The organism is Paeniglutamicibacter sp. Y32M11, from assembly GCF_019285735.1.
Lineage (GTDB): Bacteria > Actinomycetota > Actinomycetes > Actinomycetales > Micrococcaceae > Paeniglutamicibacter.
Genome location: NZ_CP079107.1, coordinates 2,609,756 through 2,631,080, shown reverse-complemented (window position 1 = coordinate 2,631,080; position 21,325 = coordinate 2,609,756). Strand labels below are relative to the sequence as shown.

Below are 21,325 nucleotides of genomic sequence, written 5' to 3'. Positions count from 1 at the left end.
AGTTAGGCACCACATCTCATCATTTCTCTGGCGCCTTGAGTCCCACCAGACTGGCACCGGAACGACGCGGAGCGACGGGTATCCACACCCTGGAGCGGGAAAGTGGACTGGGGGAGTACCGCGAGGTGCGGTAGAAGAAGGGAACGGGGCGGAAGGAAACTGAGATGAGCACCCAATCAACTACGAGCGAATACGTTGATAGCAACGGCACTGCAATTCGTGTGGTGCGCTCGGCGAGGCGCAAAAAGACTATTTCCGGGGCATGGAAGCAGAACACGATGGTCGTCTCGGTGCCGGTCGGCCTCGGTGAGCAGGCCGAACGATTGCTGGTAGCTGACATGGTTAAAAAGGTCATGCGCAAGGTCGTTGCCGGGAGCTCGATTGATCCAGATGCGCAGCTGCTACAACGGGCTCGAGCGATGGATGCGGAATTATTTGGATCCCAAGCCTCGCCCGCGGGCGTTCGGTGGGTATCAAATCAAAACAGTCGCTGGGGATCAGCAAGCCTGCACACCCGCCAGATCAGACTGTCGGAGAAATTGCGTCCACTGCCCCAATGGGTGCAGGACTACGTGTTGGCCCACGAATTGGCCCACTTAGTTGAGCCCCGCGATGGTCATGGTGCACGATTCAAGGCGGTTCTGGCACGTTACCCGCGGGTGCACGACGCCACCATTTTTCTTTCGGGAGTCAGCCACGGATACCGTGCCGCCGAACGATCCACGCCGAATACTCAACCGGGGATTCCGGCCCCACGCGGGGATACGGACTTAGATGACTTTGACGATGATGACTTTGACGACGGAGATCTCTGAAGTATTGGGAGCCGCGTTCTCGCCTAGGTGAGGCGTGCCCATCGTTGGGTGACCCATAGTGGGCAGAAAAAAGCTGTGGGTGTGTCGACAGATTTCGACACACCCACAGCATTTTACGACGTGAGGTTATTTGGCCTCAGGGTTCTCCTGTTCCGGGTTTTCATCCGAATCCGAACCGGTGCCCGGGTTCTCGGCGTCGCCGGAGTTTTCCGTCTCGTCGCTCGAGTCCTCCGTCTCAAAGCCACCACTGAGCAATTTGCTAAGCGCGGCATCAATGTCATCCATGCTGGCCTCGGCCAACTGACGTCGGGTGGTGAAGCCGGTGGGGTCTTGGAGATCTTCTTCGGTCGGCATCAAATCCGGGTGCTCCCAAATGGCGTCGCGGCCTTCGAGCCCGCGCTCTTCGAACAGATGAGCCCATAAGGCTGCGGCCTCACGGAGTCGGCGTGGGCGTAGTTCCAAGCCAACCAAGGAAGCAAAAGCGTTCTCAGCGGGTCCGCCAGCTGCCCGGCGTCGACGGATGGTCTCGCGTAGCCCTCCGGCACTCGGAAGATTCACGGCCGCGGCGGCCACGACCTCATCGACCCAACCCTCAATCAGAGCCAAGACCAACTCGAGTTTGGCCAATGCGCTTTCCTGGGCTGCGGTGCGCTTGGGCATAAACAGCCCTTCGCCCATCAGCGACTGGAACGACTCGGGGTTAGACGGATCGATGTCACGCACGGCTTCCTCAACTCGTGACATATCAATGTGAATGCCGCGCGCATAGGATTCCACCGCCGAGATGACCGTGGAACGCAGCCACGGCACCCGGTTGAAGAGGCGAACGTGTGCGCACTCGCGCAACGCGGCAAAGAGGAGCACTTCTTGCTCGGGGACGCCTAGTCCGTCGCCGAAAGCCGAAAGGTTGGTTGGTACCAGCGCCGGGGTTGACCCGGCCAGCGGTAGGCCGATATCGGTGGAACCGAGAACATCCTTGGCCAATCCACCAACGGCCGTACCCAGCTGCATACCGAACATGGTGCCGCCCATGGACTGCAGCATTCCCTGCGCGCCACCCATCATGGGTCGCATCTGTTCGGGGATCTGCTCGCTCAAGGCACCGGTGATGGCCTTGCCCACGCTCACGGCAACGGGTTCGGTGAGAGACTTCCACACCGGCATGGTCTTTTCGACCCATTCGGCACGGGAGAACGAGCGACATTCGCTGCCATCTGCCTCAAATACGGTGGCCGAGTCCAGCCACATTTCGGCAAGTCGGGCGGCGCTGACCACGGCGGCGGCGCGGCTTGCGGTGACCGAGGGGTCGTCGCCGGCAACGGCCTGACGGGCAGCATCGGTGGCCATCTTCCAATTCACCGGGCCGCCATCACCCTGGGACATGGCGGCCATCATGGCCTTCGCCTGTTGCATCATCTGCGCCATGGCCTCGGGATTGTTGTTCAAGCCCATGGCTTCGCTCAACCCTTCGGGAAGGTTCTTGGGGTCAAATCCGCCGGCACCGCCAAAGAGCGAGCCAAACATCTCGGAGAATGGATCCTTCGCATTCTCATCGTCGTTGTTGGAGTCGTCGGGTCGGTTTGATGGGGGATTCTCAGCCATGGTTCAACGGTACCCCTGGCACAAAGGATCGGCCCATGATCTGCCCAGACAGTTCGCTGTGGGCACATCGGAAAATGCTGTGAACCACTGGCTCCCTCCCGTGCCCAGCAGTGCTCCATCGTTGCGGGCTTGTAGGCTGGAACCTGCCGTGGCTCACCCCGATCAATTATCGGGGTGCCGCGTGCCCGAATGACAAGGAAAGAGGGCCTCGTGCCAGCAGCGCATGATTCATCGCACCCGGAACAGGGTCCGGCCGCCAATGGCATTTTGGGAACCGACCCGAGCCGCCACGGCGCAGACCGTTCAAAGCTTTGGGGCCGGCGGCCAGCGGGGGATAGGGGCGAGTCCCGTCGATACCGGCACCGCGCATTAGCGGGTTGGACGGCGCTGGCCATCATTGCGGCAGCGGCGGTACTTCCAACTCACTTTGTTGTGGAGTCAGCTGGCCCGGCGATGAATACCATCGGTTCGGTGAAGGATACGAAGCTGCTTCAGATCAGCGGGACCAAGACGTATCCCACCTCCGGAGCTCTGGATATGACCACCGTGTACGTCCAGGGTGGCGGACAGCAGCGCTTGCCATTCTTCAACGTGCTGTGGGGTTGGATCGATCCGAAGCAAGATGTGGTCCCGGAAGAAATTGTGCTGCCTCGTGGGACCACCACGACCCAGCAAAGCGAGCAGAACACCGTGATGATGGATGACTCGCAACAGCTTTCCACCGCGGCGGCGCTCAACGAGCTCAATATCGATTTCACCTCACACCTGAGCGTGGTTGGCTTTGCTACCCAGCAGAACTCCGGCGTGCTGAAAATATCCGACCGTTTACAGAGCCTCAACGGTAAACCGATCACCGATTTAGCGACGCTAAAAAAACAGCTTGAAGCTGCGGGCGATAAGCCCAGCACAATGGGCATCGTGCGTGATGGCAAAGCCCTAACCGTTAAGACCGCAACCACCGAGACGGCCGAGGGTCAGCGGCAATTGGGCATCATGCTTTCCAGCGGCTTCGAATTCCCTGTTGACGTGACTTTCGGTTTGGAGAATGTTGGTGGTCCGAGCGCCGGAATGATGTTTGCCCTCGCGATCGTTGACCAGCTGACCGCCGGCGAGATGACCGGAGGCAAGCATTTTGCCGGCACCGGGGCGATCACGGCCGAAGGCGCGGTTGAACCCATCGGTGGCATCGCGCAAAAGCTGGTTGGCGCCAGAGACAACGGAGCGCAGTACTTCCTGGCTCCGGCGGATAATTGTGCCGACCTCACGGGGCGTGTCCCGGATGGCTTAACTGTCATCAAGGTCGCGACCCTCGCCGAGGCCAGGGCAGCGGTTGAGGGAATCGGTTCGGGTCAGGACCCCACCTCGTTCCCCGGTTGTGGCTAGGTAGTACACGCAAAAGGGGGCTTCGGTTCTCTTCGCGTGGCGCGTTGGTGGCGCGGGGTGATTACAATCGGCTTACATTTCGCCGACATCCCGGGATGCGGTTGTTGTACCGGGGGGCATCCAAGGCAGAATGGAGCGTTAAGGCACATTTTTTGATGTGTCATCCATTCACCCTTCGCTTCAACCGTGAGGTAAAAATTGAGTTTTGGCACTGGCAGTCCCTTTGAGGGTCCCCCGAGGGGTCCCGAAGGACGTCCCGACCCGCAGCCGAATCGGCGGCGTTCGTCGCCGCTGATGCCTACGATCATCGTGATCGGCGTCCTTGTCGCCGCGTTCGTCTTTGTCTCGAGCATTTATGCGGACGTGCTGTGGTTCACCCAGCTCGGCTTTGAGCGTGTGTTCTGGACCGAGTACCTATCCAAGGCCGCCATCTTCGTGGTGGCTTTCGCGATCATGGGCTTCGCCGTCTGGATTTCGCTGCGGCTGGCCTACCGCTCACGTCCCGTGTACGCGCCGGACGGTCAGCGCCAAGACGCCATGTCCAAGTACCAATCCCAGCTTGAGCCGATGCGTCGTCTGCTGATGATCGGTGTGCCGGTTGTGGTGGGAATCTTCGCCGCCTCGGCCGTGACCTCACAGTGGAAAGAGGTGCTGCTGTTCTTCAACCAAGTTGATTTTAATGAGGTTGACCCGCAGTTCGGCATGGACCTGTCCTTCTACATGTTCTCCCTTCCCTTCATCGGGCTTTTGTCCGGCTACCTGATCTCCGTGGTGCTCATTGCCGGTATCGCGGGCCTGCTCACCCACTACCTTTATGGCGGCATTCGCATTGAGGAACGCGGCGGGGTTGTTATTGGCAAACCGGCCCGTATTCACATCGCCGTCGTCGCAGTGGCCTTCCTGTTACTTCAGGCAGTGAATTTCTGGGTTGACCGCTACTCGACACTGCTCGCCCAAGACGGCCGAGTTGCCGGCGCGTTGTACACCGACGTGCACGCAGTGATCCCCACCAAGACCATTCTGGCCATCGCCGCGGTGTTGGTTGCCGTGACGTTCATCGTTGCTGCGATCATCGGGCGCTGGCGCCTGCCGATCATCGGTACCGCCATGTTGCTGGTCACCGTCATCGTTGCCGGGGGAATTTACCCGTTCATCGTCCAGCAGTACCAGGTCATCCCCTCGGAAAAGACGCTGGAACGCGAGTTCATCCAAAAGAACATCGACATGACGCGCCAGGCCTACGGGTTGGATGGGGTTGAGGAAACGCCTTACGACGTTCAGCTGAACCCGCAGAAGAACGCCCTCGCCAAGGACAGTGCGACCACCACGAACATTCGCCTGCTTGACCCGAACCTGGTCTCAGCGGCGTTTGATCAGCTGCAGCAGTTCCGCACCTACTACAAATTCACCACCACGCTGAACGTTGACCGCTACGAGATTGACGGAAAAACCGAAGACACGGTCATCGGTGTCCGTGAACTGAACGTGGATCAGACCGATACCTGGGTCAACCAGCACATCACCTACACCCACGGTTACGGTGTGGTTGCTGCCTTCGGTAACCGCGTGGCCGCGGGCGGCCGCCCCGACTTCATGCTCAGCGGCATTCCTACCAACGGTGTTCTTGGCAACGACGATACCTACGAACCACGCATTTACTTCGGTGAAACGTCCCCGTCCTACTCGATTGTTGGTGGTCCAGAGGGTTGGGCACCGCGTGAACTTGACCGTCCGGCTTCCGGCTCGGGCAGCCAAGATACGCGTAATACCTTCGACGGCGACGGCGGCCCCTCGGTGGGCAACTTCTTCAACCGGTTGGTCTACTCGCTGAAGTTCGCCTCCACGGACCTGTTGCTTTCCGATGCCATCAACGAGGAATCGCAGATTCTTTACGATCGCAGCCCGAAGGAACGTGTCGAAAAGGTCGCCCCGTACCTGACCGTCGATTCAAACACCTACCCGGCGATTGTTGATGGCCGCGTGCAGTGGATCGTCGATGCCTACACCACCTCGGATAACTACCCTTATTCCAAGCAGCAGGCACTTGCATCGGCCGTGACCGACTCGCTGACCGGCGGCACTCGTGCCGTCGCTCAGACCGGCCAGATCAACTACATCCGCAACTCGGTCAAGGCAACCGTTGACGCCTACGACGGATCGGTCACCCTGTACGCCTGGGAGCCGGAAGAGCCAATGTTGAAAGCCTGGCAGAAGGTCTTCCCCACCAACATCAAGTCCTACAAGGACATGTCTGCCGAGCTGATGAGTCACGTGCGATACCCGGAGGACCTATTCAAGGTTCAGCGTGAGCTACTCTCCACGTACCACGTGACAGATCCCGAGGGTTACTACGACGCCAACGATGCTTGGTCCGTTCCCTCGGACCCGACCCAGTCCAACGCGAGCATCAAGCAGCCGCCGTACTACCTCTCACTGAAGATGCCGAAGCAAGAGAAGGAAGCCTTCTCGCTGACCAGTACGTTCATTCCGCAGACAGCCTCGGGCGGTCAGCAGCGTAACGTGCTCTTCGGCTTCCTGTCTGCGGAAGCCGATGCCGGCTCCGAGGCGGGAGTGAAGGCCGAGGGCTATGGCAAGCTGCGGCTGCTGGCCATCCCGCGTGAGCTCTCCGTCCCCGGTCCCGGCCAGGCACAGCAGAACTTCGACTCCAACGCCACGGTTTCACAAGCGTTGAACCTGTTGCGTCAGGGTGCCTCGGAGGTCAAGAACGGCAACCTGCTCTCGCTGCCCGTTGGTGGCGGTATCCTCTACGTCCAGCCCGTCTACGTGCAGTCCTCGGGCCAGACCTCCTACCCGACGCTGCGTAAGGTCCTTGTGGCCTTCGGCGACAAGGTTGGCTTCGCCGATACCCTGGCCGAAGCACTTGATCAGGTGTTCCAGGGAACCTCCGGCGCGGTGACCAGTGAAACCGAAACCGGTGGCACCGGGACTCCCGAGTCAGGGGATCCGGAGGTCGACCTGACCGTGGAGCAGCAGCTGACCGACGCCTTGGGTGATGCGAATGCGGCCATCAAGGCTGGCCAAGAGGCATTGGCGAAGAATGACTTCGCTGCCTATGGCGCGGAGCAGACGAAGCTTAAGGATGCGCTCGATCGCGCAACTGAAGCTCAGGATGCACTCACCGCTCCCGCTGAACCGACTGATGCTCCAGCGCCTTCGGCACCGGCCAGCGAAACTCCGGCTCCGTAAGGAGCCGGAAACCTCGGGCTATCGGGGAACGGGGGTGTCGCCCGCGCTACGTGTGAGCAGGGCGACACCCCCAGGATTTGCTTAGTGTTCACCCTATCGGCGATGATTGATATATCGCCGCGGGGTGGAGCAGTTCGGTAGCTCGCCGGGCTCATAACCCGGAGGTCACAGGTTCAAATCCTGTCCCCGCCACGAATGAAGGACCCTGACCAGGGAAACTTGGTCAGGGTCCTTCCCTTTTGCCTAAAAGCTATGTTGCTGGGGTCCAGGACCGGCTAGCGGCCTTGGTCATGTTGCTGGCGCAGGGCGATGTTCTTGTCATCAGGCAATTGTTTTGCCGATGTGATCTCGCGTTGAACAAACGATGTCATCGACCCGGGCACGCGCGTTGAAAAGGCAGTTTTTTCCGCGAAGTCTTGCTCGATTAGGTGAGACGTTCATGCGCTGGTAGTGTTGTGTTTACCGACGCGGGGTGGAGCAGTTCGGTAGCTCGCCGGGCTCATAACCCGGAGGTCACAGGTTCAAATCCTGTCCCCGCCACAAAGAAAATGATCCACTGTCCTGATTCAGGACAGTGGATCATTTGCTTTAACCAGCACGTCGCCAGCTGAAATCCGGGAACCAGGTATGACTGTCAGAAAACGGGAAAAACCTTGCTTCGACATGTTGTTCGACCATCGCACGTCGCTGGCGTCATAGACTGGAATCGTAAATGGTCAGCTCGACGAGTGTCGGGCATTGTCGAGTCCATGTGAGGTAAGCGCAACATGCCGGAGCAGTCAACGTCGAATAACGGTGTGCCAAAGAAGGGCACCGTCTCCGCCGAGATCAGCGGTGATAGGACTGCGTCCGCGCCCAAGCCCTCGACAATTGCTTCCGGAGCTAAGCCCGAGACGTCGAGTGGGACATCGCCGAAGCCGGGTGCGCCGCGGCCGGCAAGCCCAGCACAGCCGACCAATACCGAGAACGCGACAAAGTCCACGTCGTCGGATGCGCCGAACAAACCCGGCCGATTCGTGGCAAGCCCTCCAGTGGAGACTTCTGTGGCAGCCGACAATGCGAAACCCACGCCGGTGCCCAAGACCGTTGAATCCAAGGCCGGGGGAGCTATCTCCGCAAAACCTGCTGTCGCCGGTAAACCGGCGGACACTGCTAAGCCCGCGCCGATCGCTAAGGCCAATCCCAAGCCCCGACCTTCGTCGCCTACAACGGGGCGTTCCTCTCAACCCGTTACATCAACACCAGCGTCCGTGGCTGAACAAGCGACAAGCACCCCAAAACAAAGCCCCACGGCCAAGCCGGGACAGGTCGCCCAGGGCGAAAAAATTGGATCGATTCCTTCGGCAGCAATCGGCAAAACCCAGGCAAAAATCTCGAGCACCACTGGACCCAAAGCAGCAACAAGTACACCCGTAGTCGCGAGCCAGCCAACCACTCCGGGCAAAGGGGTTTCAGCTGTGGGCAGTGCGCCAACCGCGCCAGCTAGCAACAAGCCCGTTTCCAATGTGGGCTCCGCGCCAACGGCAGCGGGCGACAACATAGCGGTTCCCAAAGAGGGCTCCGCGCCATCCGCAACAGCCAGTAAAAAACCCGTTCCGACGCGAGATAGTGGTGCGGACAAATCCGCCAATGTGGGAAGCACTGCTTCCACCAGCGCTGGGAACGTGACCCCCGGAACCATCGATACCGCCACAAACGTTGGTTCTGTTCCGGTGCGGCCAACGACGCAGAAGCTGGGCACCGAGGACAACCACGTCGCAGATTTGACGTCCAAGACTCCCGCGACGGATGACGCCGACGTTGTGAGCACACCCACCGCAGCGAAATCATCGCCGGCTCAGCGTCGAGAAGCAGCATCAGAACCGGCGCAGTCGGAAGCCGCTACGGCCGGTGACTCCGTTACACCTTCGAGGCAGCACGGCACGAGCGAGAATAAGGCGCACAATGCGCCTGAGCAGACTCCTGTCGCTGCCGTTGCATTCGAAGAGACGGAAGCGGCCACGACGCCAAAGTCTGCCAAAGCACCAGCGGGAACGACGGGGAGCGGCGTCGTAGCAGCGCTTACGACCGTCGGCTTCGTCCTGGAAGTAGCACTCTTGGGTGCCTTCGGGATCTGGGGATTGCAGACGCTGAACTTCAGCCCTGTGCTCTCCGTGCTCATCAGCGTCGTTCCGGTACTGATTTTCTGGATTCTATTCTTGTCCCCGAAGGCTCCACTACATTTTGCGCAGCCCTACCACGCCGTTGTGTCGCACCTCTTATTCGCGGCCGGTGCCGTTCTCCTAGCCGTTGCCGGGCAACCGGTGCTGGCCATAGCCATGGGCGTGCTGACCGCAATCAGCCTGGCACTGACCGTCGCTGCGCGGGATCGCCGGTCCGTGCCCAGCAAGACTTCGGGTCGGCGCGCCGCCCGTTAGTTTGGTGTTGGGGCAGCGAACAGCTGCCACGATGCTCGGAGTGGAGTCACTCGCAACCACTTAGGGAAGTAGTCTCCCGAGCAAAATTCCCGCTAGTCCCGCGCAGAGTCCGGCGATAACCGTAGCTCCGAGGTAGCTGAGCGCCATGGCGCGCGCGCCGGAGCGCCACAGTGAGACCACGGCCAGCATGAATGTACTCATGGTGCTCAATCCGCCGCCCACGCCGAGGATCAGTGCCACAACGACCAGATCCGAGAAGCGGGAAAGTGAAAAAAGATCCATCCCGACGCCGTGATTCCGGGCCCATGCGGCAGTAGCGCCCACTAGGAACGCCGCAGCGGTATTGGCCACAAGGATGCCGGCCGGGAAGATTTTTGCACCACGCCGCGGCTGCGCATGCTGCCTCGCGGAAATGAAAACATCAATGAGATAGCGAATCAGTGCGCCGAGGGCACCCGCCAGGGCGATCAGCAGGAACCCTCCGGGCCACAAGAGACTCACGAGCCCTCCCCGCCGTTCTCGCTTCTCACTGCCGGTCCCGCGGCACCGGGGTCAGTCTGCGCCCCCACAGGAGGTCGCACCATGCGTTCGACTCCCGCCATGACCAGCCATGCCACAGCGGCGCATCCGCTCAGTGAGACCAATAGCGCGCTCAGTGCCAATGGGAGCGGGGTATCCAAGATAAACAGGACAAGGGAGGAGAAGGTGGTGTAGGCGCCCAGGAAGCCGGTGCCGATTCCCGCGCGTAACCAGGGCCGGCCGCGATGAGTCACCTGCCAGTAGCTGGTCAGGGCCGCCAGGGCAGCCGTTCCGCTGATATTGACCACCAGCGTGGTGATGGGGAATCCGCCATCTTCGGGGAAGACGAAGCCGAGTCCCACACGCAGCGCGGCCCCAAGGAATCCGCCCACCATCACGGCCAACAGATTACCGGCGGTGATCCGTGCTGTGGCCTTGACCGCTTCGGTGCTTGTCTGCGGCGGGTCTGCTTTCATCATGAAGCGTGCCAGATGACCATCGTGGTCAGGTGGTTAGGCGTCGGTGGGTACGGCAAGCACCCACAACATCGTCGTGTCGAAAATGCTCAGTTCTGGGTGGGGCAGCTCGATGGTGCTGCCGGGGGAGATCCCTAAATCGGTGCACAGCCGAAGGAAGGCTGGGTCTTCATCGCTAATGCGCGAAATGATCGCCTGGCTTGGGGATCCCGCGGCATAAAACCTGTCTAGCCGGACGGCCGGCGGCATCACCATGGCGCCGTCTGGACCGGGGATTGGATCACCGTGGGGATCAGCGGCCGGGTGGCCCAAGCGGGCGGCAAGGGCCTCAATGAACCGTGGGGAGACGGTGTGCTCAAGTTGTTCCGCCTCCTCATGCACCTCATCCCACCCATAGTCGAGCTCCTTGAGCAGGAACGTCTCGATGAGCCGGTGCCGGCGCACCACCGAAAGCGCGGCCAGTCGGCCAGCCTCGGTGAAGGAAATGGCACCATAGGGCGGGTGAATCAGCAGGTTTTTGCCCGCCAACTTGGACACCATGGAGGTAGCCGACGCCGGGGCAACACCCAGCTGGGCGGCGATGTTCCCGGTGGTGACCGGGTCGTTTTCCCATTCGGTCAGCGCGTGGAGCGCCTTGAGGTAGTTTTCCTCGCTGGCCGTTAATGGTGCCGGGGACATTAGCGGCCGGCGTTCAAAATTTCCAGTGCCGCATCGTGCAGCAGGCCGTTGCTGGCCACGGCATTTCCGCCATCGCAGCCCTCCACACCTTCGACCGAGGTGAAGCGGCCGCCGGCTTCGCGAACGATCGGAACCAGAGCGGCCATATCGTAGAGGTTCAGTTCGGGCTCGGCGGCCAGATCAATGGCACCCTCCGCCACCATGCAGTAGGACCAGAAGTCGCCATAGGCGCGTGTGCGCCACAACGAGTCGGTGAGCTCCAGGAAGTTCTCCCGTTGCCCGCGTTCCTTCCAACCGCTCAGCGAGGAGTAGGACATCGAGGCATCGGATAATTTGCTCACCGAGGAGACCTGGAGCCGGTGGGCGCTGGTCAGCGAGCGACCGGTGAACGCACCGAGGTCCTTGGCGGCCCACCAGCGGCGGTTCAGCGCCGGAGCGGAGACCAAACCCACCACGGGTTCTCCATCGTCAATCAGGGCGATCAGCGTGGCCCACACCGGAACGCCACGCACAAAGTTTTTGGTGCCATCAATCGGGTCGATGACCCAGTGCCGGTTCGACTTGCCGGTGGTACCGAATTCTTCGCCGGTAATGGCATCACGCGGCCGTGCCCGGGCAATGTGTGACCTGATGGTTTCCTCCGCCGCCTTGTCCGCATCGGAGACCGGGGTCAAATCCGGCTTGGTCTCCACGACGAGGTCAACTGCCTTGAAACGCGAAAGCGTCAGGGAATCGACCGAGTCGGCAATGACATGGGCTAGGCGCAGGTCATCAAGGTAGGTCATCACGTCGGTGTTCATGTCTTTTAACCTATCCCACGTGGTGACGCGCGTGCTGCAAGAAACCGGTCAAAGGCCCCGGCATGACGCACAGCGGTGCCTGGTGTGCGGAATCACACGCACCAGCCACCGCCCATTGGCCGCATCTAGGGGCCCGCAACGCACCGATCTGCCCCACGCAGCGAGCTCGGGGCGAGCTAGATGGAGCCGAGCTCCTTGGTTTCAGTCTCTTCGTCCTGACCCAGGAGTCGACGGTAGGATTCCAGCCGGGCGATGCCCACCGGCCCCGCCTCGCCGGAGGCGACCCAGGCGTCTAGGGCACATTTCGGCTCGGCGGCCTTATGCGTGCAACCGCGGGCACACCGATTGGCCACGGGGACCAAATCGGCAAACGCGTTCAAGATGTTTTCCGGGTCGACCAGGGCCAACCCGAAGGAGCGAATGCCGGGGGTATCGATGATCCAGCTGCCCGCCGGAGCGTCATCGATTCTTAGCGCCAGGGCCGAGGACGAGGTGTGCCGGCCGCGGCCCGTGACGGCATTAACGTTGCCGGTGGCGCGCTGGGCACCGGTGAGCGCGTTGACCAGCGTGGACTTGCCGACACCGGAGTGACCGATGACCACCGAAACCTTCGAGGCCAGATGCTCACGCAGAGCCTCCACCGGGGTACCGGCCAAGCGGGCGGAGAGTCCATCGGCGCTGCGCGCATCGATGCCGGTGGCCGTTTCATCGGTGGTGCGCGAGACCACGATGTCAATGTCCAGGTGGCGGTAGTTCTCTAAGAAGGGTTCCGGGTCACGCACGTCCGCCTTGGTGATGCACAGCAGCGGGCTGATACCCGCATCAAAGGCAGCAACGATCGCCCGATCGATGAAACCGGTACGCGGTTCCGGGTTGGCGGCCGCCACCACGATCACCAGCTGATCCACGTTGGCCACCACCACGCGCTCCACCGGATCGGTATCATCGGCACTGCGGCGCAGCAAGGTGCTGCGGTTCTCGATGCGCACCAGACGCGCGAGCGTGTCCGGATCCCCGGAGGTATCGCCCACCAGCGCCACAAAGTCCCCGGGCACCACCGGGTTGCGGCGTAGCTCGCGAGCACGGGCAGCAATCACAATCCGCTCCTGCGGGCCGTCCTCATCCAGGATCGCGCGATAGCGGCCACGGTCAACGGTGATGATTCTCCCGATCAGGGCGTCCTCGTAGGCCGGGCGGTCCTTGGTGCGGGGGCGGGTGCCCTTTTTATTGGGGCGGGCGCGGACGGTGAAGTCTTCCCAATCCTCGGTATTGCGTGCCATGTGCTTAGTGTGTGGCCTTTCCGCTGGTAGCCAGCGTCGTCCAAAGTTCGGGGAAATCGGGCATGGTCTTGGCGGTGGTTCCGATGTCAAGGACCTTGACCTCGGGTACCGCCAGGCCGATGATGGCTCCGGCGGTGGCCATCCGGTGGTCCGCATAGGTACCGAACTCGCCGCCATGCAGCGTGGCCGGCTCGATCAGCAGCCCGTCGTGAAGTTCGGTGACTTTCCCGCCGAGCTTGTTCAGCTCGGTGACCAGGGCAGCAAGCCTGTCGGTTTCGTGGCCACGCAGGTGGGCGATGCCGGTGAGTCGTGAGGGCTCGGTGGCCAGGGCGCAGATGGCGGCCAGCGTCGGGGCCAACTCGGAAGAATCGGCGTAGTTGATGCCGCTGATCTTCGCCGGTCCGGTGATTTCAAGAATCCCGTCCTCATGATGGGTGATTTGTGCCCCCATGCGCGTGAGGATGGTGCGCCATTGGTCCCCGACCTGCGTGGTGCGCACCGGCCAGTGTGGGATGCGCACGGTGCCAGCGGTGACCATGGCGGCGGCCAGGAATGGCCCGGCATTGGAGAGATCCGGTTCCATGGTGCGTTCAAAGGCTGTGATGCGCCCCGGTTCGATCTTCCAGCTGCGCTCGGTGGGCCGTGTGATCTCCACTCCCAGTTCGCGCAGCGTGGCGACGGTCATCTCGATGTGATCGGGGCTGGCGATGGTGCCCGGCGCGGCAACAATCTCCACTCCGTGTTCGGTCCGGGCCGCAACCAGCATCAGCGCGCTGATGAATTGGGAGGATGCCGATGCGTCAACAACGATCCGGCCCCCGGCCAGTGAGCCGGTCCCGGTGATGGTGGCTGGCAGCAGGCCGGGCTCACCATTCTCGTGCACGTGCACCCCCAGATCACTCAGGGCCGTGAGCACCGGGGCCATGGGGCGAAGCCGCGCGTGCGGATCCCCATCAAAGGTGATGTTCCCGCGGACCAAGGCCGCCAGCGGCGGAACAAAGCGCATCACGGTTCCGGCCAGACCGCAGTCGATCTGCACCTGACCCAGCTCGCGTTCAAGATCCAGCGGGGTGATGCGAAGCTCCACGGTGCCATCGGCGGAGCTGATGGACTCGATCCCGGTGCCCAGAGCGCGCAGTGCACCGATCATCAGATCGGAATCTCGCGAGGCCAGAGCGTTGTAAATGCGTGATGGCCCATCGGCCAATGCGGCGAGCAACAGGTACCTGTTGGTCAAAGACTTGGACGCCGGAACGATGACGGTGCCGTTAACTGGGTACGCGGGGTGGGGTGCGTCCCATACGGTGTCCAGGATGTCTTTGGTGCTCAACGGCTGCCTCCGAATTTGTTGCTGTGTCGCGGTCTTACCCGCGCGGTGGGGGATTCTCACGTGGATGGTGGGGACGGCGCCGGTGTCGTTGGTTCACGCCTGCCGGCCGGTTTAACCCCTCCATCGATGTGGGCTCCGGCCCCAATTCTAGCCGTAGCGCGGCACCCGGCGTGGAATAGAGTCGGGCGCTTGCGTGTTATCCAAGCATGGCGCAACTTTCGCAAGGATTTTCCGATCCGAGCGCGGCCATGAAGAGATCACACATTTAATGCCATGAGGCGGAGGACATATGGGAGTATTGACGGCTAATTCCCCGGCCCCGAGCGAAGCGACGCTACGCGTAGACTTGGCGGTAATGACCGAGCATATGCAGGGCACCGACACTGTTCCGGTAGCCGACGAGACCGAAGCACAACGCCGCGAGCGCTTCGAGCGTGACGCGCTCCAATATGTTGACCAGCTCTATTCCGCTGCGATGCGCATGGCGCGGAACCCATCGGACGCAGAAGATCTGGTCCAGGAGGCCTATACCAAGGCGTATTCGGCATTCCACCAGTACAAGCCGGGGACTAACCTCAAGGCTTGGCTGTACCGGATCCTGACCAACACCTACATCAACCTGTACCGCAAGCGGCAGCGTGAACCATTGCGCACCGGCACCGACACCATCGAGGACTGGCAGATGGCCAAGTCCGCCGAGCACACCCCCAGCGGGTTGCGTTCAGCGGAGGTGGAGGCACTTGACCACCTGCCGGACTCCGACGTGAAAAATGCGTTGCAGTCCATCGCCGAAGAATTCCGGCTGGCGGTCTACTTCGTGGACGTGGAGGGCTTCCCGTACAAGGACGCCGCTGACATCCTCGGGGTACCGATTGGCACGGTGATGTCGCGCTTGCACCGCGGAAGAAAACAATTGAGGGAATTGCTCGCCGATTACGCGCAGGAGCGTGGAATCAACACAGCATCTAAGACCAAAGGGGCACCCAAGCCCGGAGCGGAGAAGAAATAATGGGTGACTGCCAATCACTAGGGGACTGCGACGACAATCGCATCGTCCGCCTGTACGAATACCTTGATGGTGCGCTGTCGCTGAAGGACCTCTCCGACGTCAAGGAGCACCTGGAACATTGTGCCGAATGCACCGAGGAATACGACCTTGAGTGCATCATTCGCTCGGTGGTTCGACGTAGCTGCCAGGAGATCGCTCCTGACACGTTGAAGTCAAAAATTATTTCGCGGATTTCCGAGATCCAGGTGGAAATCGGACACGCGTAGGAAAAATGCCGTTCTATCGGACATGCTAAAAGGGCCGGATCCCCGACTCATCGCCTTGCGGCGGTGCGGGGGATCCGGCCCTTTTTAGTGGCCAAGCCCTAAATTGCGTGGGTACGGTGTGTCACCAGTGCCCAACAATGCAGCGATTTAGGTGTTGGGACGCTTACCGTGGTTTGCTCCACCGGACTTACGGCCCCGACGCTTACGTGCGCGCTTGCTCATGTGAATCTCCTTCAATGTACTGACCCAAAAATTGGACTTTTACCAGTCTTTCATACACCAGACCCGATCCCCAAAGTCGAATCTGACCGGGCCGACTAGCTGGCGCCGGGCTCCTGCAAACCAAGCCAGGAGTACCAGCCGCGATGGAGTACCAGCCAGGCCATCAGCCCGTACCCGGCCTGTCCCGGAAGCCCACCATTGACCGTGAGATCGTTACGCCACTGGGCATGATTCTGCAACGGGGTGAAGGTATCCACGTAGTGGTGTTTACGGCGCGTGGCCACGTCCGCATAGACATGCGATAATTCGGCCAGGCGGGCATTACGCTCGGGGTCCAAGCCCGGCGCCGGGCCTACTACCAGTGCTTTGATGCTCATCTGGGAGGCTGAATCAAGAATATTGGCCAGGTTGAGTCGGCTGCGGGCCGTGGAGAGGCCCAGATCAAGGTCGCGGTCCGAGAGCGCGACAACCAGACGGTTATCAACGTTCTCGCCGAAACGGCGCGAAGCCTCATCAAACCAGCGGGTACTTAATGCCTCGGTACCTTCGCCGGGAGCTGCCAACGTATAGCTCTCGATGCGGACCTCGGTGCCGGGGGTGCGTGCCAGCACCCGTCCGTACCAGCCCAACGCTCGTGGGTCCCCGTGTCCGGCAAGGAGCTCGTCGCCGATGGCGGTTAGTCGAATAGTGCGGTGATCCACGAATGACCTTTCTCAGGGCGGCTACCCACCCACACTAGCAGTCAGTTAAGCGACCTCAGGGCGGGACACTGTCAGTGTCCCGCCCCGAGGCTTGATTTAGTTACTCCAACATCCCCAGGGATGTACGGAGTCTCACGTGATCCCTTAGCGCTTGAATGCCGCGGTCAGGAGCACCGACTGCTCAACCTCGTGGCGCTTGTGCGTGCCGGTCGAGGTGGCGGCGGATGCCGGACGCGATACCAGACGAACAACCTTGCCCAGTGCTACGGGCAGGTTCAGACCAACAAACGGCCATGGGCCCTGGTTGGCCGGCTCGTCCTGAGCCCAAACAACTTCGGCGTTCGGGTACTTGGCAACCTCGGCGGCAATGGCCTCGGTGGGCAGCGGGTAGAGCTGCTCCACACGAACAATCGCGGTCTTGGTGTCGTTCGCCTTCGTGCGAGCTGCGGCCAGATCGTAGTACAGGCGGCCGGAAACCAGCAGCACACGATCAACATCGGCCGGGTTCAGGTTCGCCGTATCGGCAATAACTTCCTGGAAGGTACCGGTGGTGAAGTCCTCCACGGCAGAAGCTGCGGCCTTGAGACGCAACAGCTGCTTCGGGGTGAAGATGACCAACGGCTTGCGCGGACGGGCGTAGGCCTGACGACGCAAGAGGTGGAAGTGGTTGGCGCCGGTGGACGGCTGGGCCACAACCATGTTGTTTTCTGCACACAGCTGCAGGAAACGCTCGATGCGGGCCGAGGAGTGATCCGGGCCCTGACCCTCGTAGCCGTGCGGAAGCATCATGACCAGCGAGGAGCGCTGGCCCCACTTCTGCTCGGCAGAGGAGATGAACTCATCGATGATGGTCTGCGCGCCGTTGACGAAGTCACCGAACTGCGCTTCCCAGAGCACCAGGGCGTCCGGGCGTTCCACCGAGTAGCCGTATTCGAAGCCGAGGGCGCCGAATTCGCTGAGCAGCGAATCGTAGATCCACAGCTTCGCCTGGTCCTCGGAGAGGTTGTGCATCGGGTACCACTCGTTGCCGTTCAGGCGATCGTGGAAGACCGCGTGACGCTGCACAAAGGTGCCGCGGCGTGAGTCCTGGCCTGCCAGACGAACCGGTACACCTTCCATGGACAGGGTGCCGAAGGCGGCGATTTCCGCCATGCCCCAGTCAATCCCGCCCTCGCGGCTCATCTTTTCGCGACGCTCCAGGAGTACCTTGAGCTTCGGGTGGACGGTGAAGTCCTCCGGGATGGCCATGTGAGCGGCGCCGATCTGTGCCAGAGTTTCGGCGGTGATCGCGGTGCCGGTTCCGGTGCCAACCGATGCGTAGTCCTCGCGCTGGGCTGCGGGCAGCTCCAGATCGTTGATCGCCGACATGCCCGGGGTAATTACCGGAATCGGGGAGGTCTGCGCGGCGTGAGTCTCGGAGAAGACGCGTTCCAGGCGATCCTGGTAGTCGCGCAGTGCCGAATCTGCCTCGTCCTGCGTGATGTCGCCGCGGCCAACAAGAGCCTCGGTGTACAGCTTGCGGGTCGAACGCTTGGCCTCGATGAGGTTGTACATCATCGGCTGAGTCATCGACGGATCGTCGCCCTCATTGTGGCCACGGCGGCGGTAGCACACCATGTCGATGACGACGTCCTTGTTGAAGCGCTGGCGGTACTTGAAGGCCAGCTGAGCCACGTGAACTACCGACTCCGGCTCATCGCCGTTAACGTGGAAGACCGGTGCCTGAACCTGCTTGGCAACGTCGGTCGCGTACACGCTTGAACGCGAGGAGGTCGGTGCGGTGGTGAAGCCAACCTGGTTGTTCACGATCACGTGGATCGTGCCGCCGGTCTTGTAGCCCGGAAGCTGCGAGAAGGCGAAGGTCTCCGAAACAACACCCTGGCCAGCAAAGGCGGCGTCGCCGTGGACCAGAATCGGCAGCACGTTGAAGTTGCCCGAATCCGCGCGGTCCTGCTTGGCGCGCACGATGCCCTCGAGCACCGGGTCGGATGCTTCGAGGTGCGAGGGGTTCGCCGCAAGGTAAACCTTGGTCTCGTTGCCCGAATCCGAGGTGTAGGAACCCTCGGTACCCAGGTGGTACTTCACGTCGCCCGAACCCTGGACCGAGCCGGTCGGCGCGGTTCCTTCGAATTCGCGGAAGACCTGTGCGTAGGTCTTGCCGGCGATGTTGGTCAGCACGTTCAGGCGGCCACGGTGAGCCATGCCGATGCCGACCTCGTCGATGCCTTCGTCGGCGGCATCGGAGATGATGCCATCAAGCAGCGGAATCAGGGATTCGCCGCCCTCTAGCGAGAAGCGCTTCTGTCCAACAAACTTGGTCTGCAGGAAGGTTTCGAAGGCCTCCGCGGAGTTCAGCTTGCCCAGGATGCGGAACTGCTCTTCGCGGGTCGGCTTGGTGTATGGGTGCTCCAGCTCGTCCTGGAACCACTTGCGTTCCACGGGATCCTGGATGTGCATGTATTCGATGCCGATGGTGCGGCAGTAGGCGTCGCGCAGTACTCCGAGGATGTCGCGCAGCAGCAGGCGGTCCTTGCCACCGAATCCGCCGGTGACCCATTCGCGGTCCAGATCCCACAGCGTCAGGCCGTAGGTCTGGATGTCGAGGTCCGGGTGGCGGCGCTGGACGTATTCCAGCGGGTTGGTGTCGGCCATCAGGTGGCCGCGCACGCGGTAGGAGTGGATGAGCTGCTGGATGCGAGCGATCTTGTTAACCTGCAGCTCGACGTCGACCTGGTTGTCAACGGCCCAGCGCACCGGTTCGTACGGGATGCGCAGTGCTTCGAAGATCTCGTCGTAGAAGCCCTGCTCGCCCAGCAACAGCGACTCCACAAGCTTCAGGAACTCGCCGGAGCCGGCACCCTGGATGACACGGTGGTCATAGGTGGAGGTCAGGGTGATGATCTTGCCGACGCCCGCGAGAGCAACCGTCGACTCGGCGGAGCCGCGGTAGGCCGCAGGGTATTCCAGTGCACCAACGCCCACGATGGTGGCCTGGCCCTTGGAGAGGCGCGGTACCGAGTGCACGGTGCCGATGCCGCCGGGGTTGGTCAGCGACACGGTGGTGCCCGCGTAGTCATCCGCGGTGAGCTTGTTGGCGCGGGCGCGCTTGATCAGGCCTTCGTAGGTGTCCCAGAACTCGTTGAAGCTCAGGGTCTCCGCTGCCTTGATGTTCGGCACGGCCAGCATGCGCGAGCCATCGGGCTTGGGCATGTCAATGGCGATGCCGAAGTTCACGTGGGCCGGGGTGACGGCCATCGGCTTGCCGTCGATCTCGGCATAGGTGACGTTCTGGGAGGGGAAGAGCTTTAGGGCGCGAATCACGGCGAAGCCGATGATGTGCGTGAAGGAGATCTTGCCGCCGCGGGCACGCTTGAGGTGGTTGTTGATGACAACGCGGTTGTCGATCAATGCCTTGGCCGGAACCGCGCGCACCGTGGTGGCGGTCGGAACGGTCAGCGACTGCTCCATGTTGGTGGCGATGGCCTTGGCCGGGCCACGCAGCTGCGTGCGCTTTTCCTCGCCCATGGTGCCGGGGGTGCTGGCCTTGGGGACCTGTGCGGGGATCGGCTGCGACTTGGTGGCCGGAGCGGGATCTGCCGGTACACGAGGTGCCGCGGCGGCTGCAGTGCCGGCGGTCGAGGATTCGGCGGAGGCGCTGGGTGTGCCTCCGGAGACGTCAACGACGCGGGCCTGGGTTGCGGCACGTGGTACTGCTGCAGGTGCAGCCGGTGCCGGGGTGGCTGCAACCGGAGCCTGTGCCGCAGGAGCGGCCGCCTGCTCCGAGTTGAGGGACGCGAAGATGTCCCACCACTTCTTATCTACCGAGTTCTTGTCCTTGAGGAACTGTTCGTACAGCTCATCAACTAGCCATTCGTTCCCGCCGAACTCTTCGGTGAGTCGGTGGTGCGATTGATCTGGCACGGTATTACGCCTCTTCTCCCTGAATTTCCGTTTGTCCAAGCAGCCTCCGCGCCGGGTACCTATCGCGCAGGCAAAGTTCTAGACCTGCGTAATAGTCTAGTGACTATTGGCCTCAGGTTGGGAACTTATGAGCCGGGCATCACATGTATGTCGCGCCGAACGGCCCGATCCTGCGCCGAGTCGATGCCACAGGAAGAAATTGCTCTCCGCCGTGTTGCTCCGGCCAGGTGCCGTCAGCTGTCCCGTGGGCGTGGGTCGTGCCCCAATCCTGCGCCGCAGATCTGGCGAATCGACCAGCGAATCTAGCCGGAGATATCGCCGTGAAAATTTAGGCGGAATCAGCGGGGCAGGACTTCGGTCACACACCACCGCGTCGCAGCTGCAAGCATGTTTGTGATTCGGGGCTTTGTGACGCACAAGGTTGCGGACTTTACGCCGCGCGGGCCTACTGACCGCGGGCGATTTGGTTCCGATTCGGCCTGCCCGTTCTCGCCTCGCCCATCGGTTAGACTGAATCCATAATGGACAGTCATTCTCTGTGCCGGCCCGTCGTGAAATCACGCAGCGCCGGCCACTCATGTCATTGCTCGCCGAGTTCGGCTTCGCTATCGGAGCCTTCTAGTTGCAGGCACACATATTCTAAACTTCCGGGCCACGGCGTTGCCGCCCCCCGAAGTTCACGCGCCCTCGGGGCGGTGA

The 21,325-nt window shown here is 61.6% G+C and carries 16 protein-coding genes and 2 tRNA genes; 8 read left to right on the top strand and 10 right to left on the bottom strand.

Going from position 1 to position 21,325, the window contains the following annotated elements; genetic code table 11:
• Positions 1 to 164: 164 nt before the first annotated feature.
• Positions 165 to 815 (top strand): M48 family metallopeptidase, encoded by a 651-nt coding sequence (locus KUF55_RS11545; protein ID WP_132358418.1) that lies wholly within the window; start codon positions 165 to 167, stop codon positions 813 to 815.
• Between the two features lie 126 nt (positions 816 to 941).
• Here KUF55_RS11545 and KUF55_RS11540 read toward each other — a convergent pair whose 3' ends face one another.
• Positions 942 to 2,417 (bottom strand): zinc-dependent metalloprotease, encoded by a 1,476-nt coding sequence (locus KUF55_RS11540; protein WP_132358416.1) that lies wholly within the window; start codon positions 2,415 to 2,417, stop codon positions 942 to 944.
• A gap of 210 nt (positions 2,418 to 2,627) precedes the next feature.
• Between KUF55_RS11540 and KUF55_RS11535 the strand changes: the two genes are divergently transcribed.
• The 5 genes from KUF55_RS11535 to KUF55_RS11515 all read left to right on the top strand — a co-directional run bounded on the left by KUF55_RS11535 (position 2,628) and on the right by KUF55_RS11515 (position 9,424).
• A complete protein-coding gene (locus KUF55_RS11535; RefSeq protein WP_218816726.1) occupies positions 2,628 to 3,800 on the top strand; it encodes a PDZ domain-containing protein in 1,173 nt (390 codons plus the stop codon).
• 294 nt (positions 3,801 to 4,094) lie between these two features.
• On the top strand, positions 4,095 to 7,007 hold the full coding sequence (locus KUF55_RS11530) for a UPF0182 family protein (protein WP_132358412.1): 2,913 nt from the start codon (positions 4,095 to 4,097) through the stop codon (positions 7,005 to 7,007).
• A 118-nt stretch (positions 7,008 to 7,125) separates the two neighbouring features.
• Positions 7,126 to 7,199 (top strand) — tRNA-Met (locus KUF55_RS11525).
• Positions 7,200 to 7,473: 274 nt separating this feature from the next.
• Positions 7,474 to 7,547: transfer RNA gene (locus KUF55_RS11520), tRNA-Met, on the top strand.
• A 1,124-nt stretch (positions 7,548 to 8,671) separates the two neighbouring features.
• A complete protein-coding gene (locus tag KUF55_RS11515; protein WP_218816725.1) occupies positions 8,672 to 9,424 on the top strand; it encodes a YrdB family protein in 753 nt (250 codons plus the stop codon).
• A gap of 60 nt (positions 9,425 to 9,484) precedes the next feature.
• On the opposite strand, the gene KUF55_RS11510 is transcribed toward KUF55_RS11515, so the two are convergent.
• From KUF55_RS11510 to aroA, 6 genes are all read right to left on the bottom strand, one after another.
• Positions 9,485 to 9,925 (bottom strand): CrcB family protein, encoded by a 441-nt coding sequence (locus tag KUF55_RS11510; protein WP_132358408.1) that lies wholly within the window; start codon positions 9,923 to 9,925, stop codon positions 9,485 to 9,487.
• Positions 9,922 to 10,422 (bottom strand): CrcB family protein, encoded by a 501-nt coding sequence (locus tag KUF55_RS11505; protein ID WP_255556997.1) that lies wholly within the window; start codon positions 10,420 to 10,422, stop codon positions 9,922 to 9,924. Before KUF55_RS11505 ends, KUF55_RS11510 begins: the two co-directional genes overlap by 4 nt.
• A 33-nt stretch (positions 10,423 to 10,455) precedes the next feature.
• Positions 10,456 to 11,097: a metal-dependent transcriptional regulator gene (locus tag KUF55_RS11500; protein ID WP_132358406.1), complete on the bottom strand. Its 642-nt coding sequence runs from the start codon at positions 11,095 to 11,097 to the stop codon at positions 10,456 to 10,458.
• Positions 11,097 to 11,897: a histidinol-phosphatase gene (hisN, locus tag KUF55_RS11495; protein ID WP_132358404.1), complete on the bottom strand. Its 801-nt coding sequence runs from the start codon at positions 11,895 to 11,897 to the stop codon at positions 11,097 to 11,099. The genes KUF55_RS11500 and hisN overlap by 1 nt, the downstream gene beginning before the upstream one ends.
• Before the next feature lie 176 nt (positions 11,898 to 12,073).
• Positions 12,074 to 13,177 carry a ribosome small subunit-dependent GTPase A gene (gene rsgA, locus KUF55_RS11490; protein ID WP_218816724.1) on the bottom strand — a complete coding sequence of 368 codons (1,104 nt, stop codon included), beginning with the start codon at positions 13,175 to 13,177 and terminating at the stop codon, positions 12,074 to 12,076.
• Positions 13,178 to 13,181: 4 nt separating this feature from the next.
• Positions 13,182 to 14,507, bottom strand: a complete 1,326-nt coding sequence (gene aroA, locus KUF55_RS11485; protein ID WP_218816723.1) for a 3-phosphoshikimate 1-carboxyvinyltransferase — start codon at positions 14,505 to 14,507, stop codon at positions 13,182 to 13,184.
• Between the two features lie 355 nt (positions 14,508 to 14,862).
• On the opposite strand from aroA, the gene KUF55_RS11480 reads away from it, so the two are divergent.
• Complete coding sequence (locus KUF55_RS11480; protein WP_168151470.1) at positions 14,863 to 15,516, top strand: sigma-70 family RNA polymerase sigma factor; 654 nt, start codon at positions 14,863 to 14,865, stop codon at positions 15,514 to 15,516.
• Positions 15,516 to 15,782: a mycothiol system anti-sigma-R factor gene (gene rsrA / locus KUF55_RS11475; protein WP_132358396.1), complete on the top strand. Its 267-nt coding sequence runs from the start codon at positions 15,516 to 15,518 to the stop codon at positions 15,780 to 15,782. Before KUF55_RS11480 ends, rsrA begins: the two co-directional genes overlap by 1 nt.
• Before the next feature lie 147 nt (positions 15,783 to 15,929).
• On the opposite strand, the gene KUF55_RS19065 is transcribed toward rsrA, so the two are convergent.
• From KUF55_RS19065 to KUF55_RS11465, 3 genes are all read right to left on the bottom strand, one after another.
• Entirely contained in the window at positions 15,930 to 16,004 is a 75-nt protein-coding gene (locus KUF55_RS19065) for a 50S ribosomal protein bL37 (protein WP_370630992.1), read from the bottom strand.
• A gap of 95 nt (positions 16,005 to 16,099) precedes the next feature.
• Positions 16,100 to 16,705: a GDSL-type esterase/lipase family protein gene (locus tag KUF55_RS11470; protein ID WP_132358394.1), complete on the bottom strand. Its 606-nt coding sequence runs from the start codon at positions 16,703 to 16,705 to the stop codon at positions 16,100 to 16,102.
• A gap of 144 nt (positions 16,706 to 16,849) precedes the next feature.
• Positions 16,850 to 20,626 (bottom strand): multifunctional oxoglutarate decarboxylase/oxoglutarate dehydrogenase thiamine pyrophosphate-binding subunit/dihydrolipoyllysine-residue succinyltransferase subunit, encoded by a 3,777-nt coding sequence (locus KUF55_RS11465; protein ID WP_218816722.1) that lies wholly within the window; start codon positions 20,624 to 20,626, stop codon positions 16,850 to 16,852.
• Between the last annotated feature and the right edge of the window lie 699 nt (positions 20,627 to 21,325).

Bases quoted from the DNA above. Each gene is read 5' to 3' on its own strand.
- hisN (WP_132358404.1), bottom strand. From the start codon at position 11,897: ATGAACACCGACGTGATGACCTACCTTGATGACCTGCGCCTAGCCCAT.
- rsrA (WP_132358396.1), top strand. From the start codon at position 15,516: ATGGGTGACTGCCAATCACTAGGGGACTGCGACGACAATCGCATCGTC.
- KUF55_RS11480 (WP_168151470.1), top strand. From the start codon at position 14,863: ATGACCGAGCATATGCAGGGCACCGACACTGTTCCGGTAGCCGACGAG.
- KUF55_RS11545 (WP_132358418.1), top strand. From the start codon at position 165: ATGAGCACCCAATCAACTACGAGCGAATACGTTGATAGCAACGGCACT.
- KUF55_RS11505 (WP_255556997.1), bottom strand. From the start codon at position 10,422: ATGATGAAAGCAGACCCGCCGCAGACAAGCACCGAAGCGGTCAAGGCC.
- rsgA (WP_218816724.1), bottom strand. From the start codon at position 13,177: ATGGCACGCAATACCGAGGATTGGGAAGACTTCACCGTCCGCGCCCGC.
- KUF55_RS11500 (WP_132358406.1), bottom strand. From the start codon at position 11,097: ATGTCCCCGGCACCATTAACGGCCAGCGAGGAAAACTACCTCAAGGCG.
- KUF55_RS11540 (WP_132358416.1), bottom strand. From the start codon at position 2,417: ATGGCTGAGAATCCCCCATCAAACCGACCCGACGACTCCAACAACGAC.
- KUF55_RS11530 (WP_132358412.1), top strand. From the start codon at position 4,095: ATGCCTACGATCATCGTGATCGGCGTCCTTGTCGCCGCGTTCGTCTTT.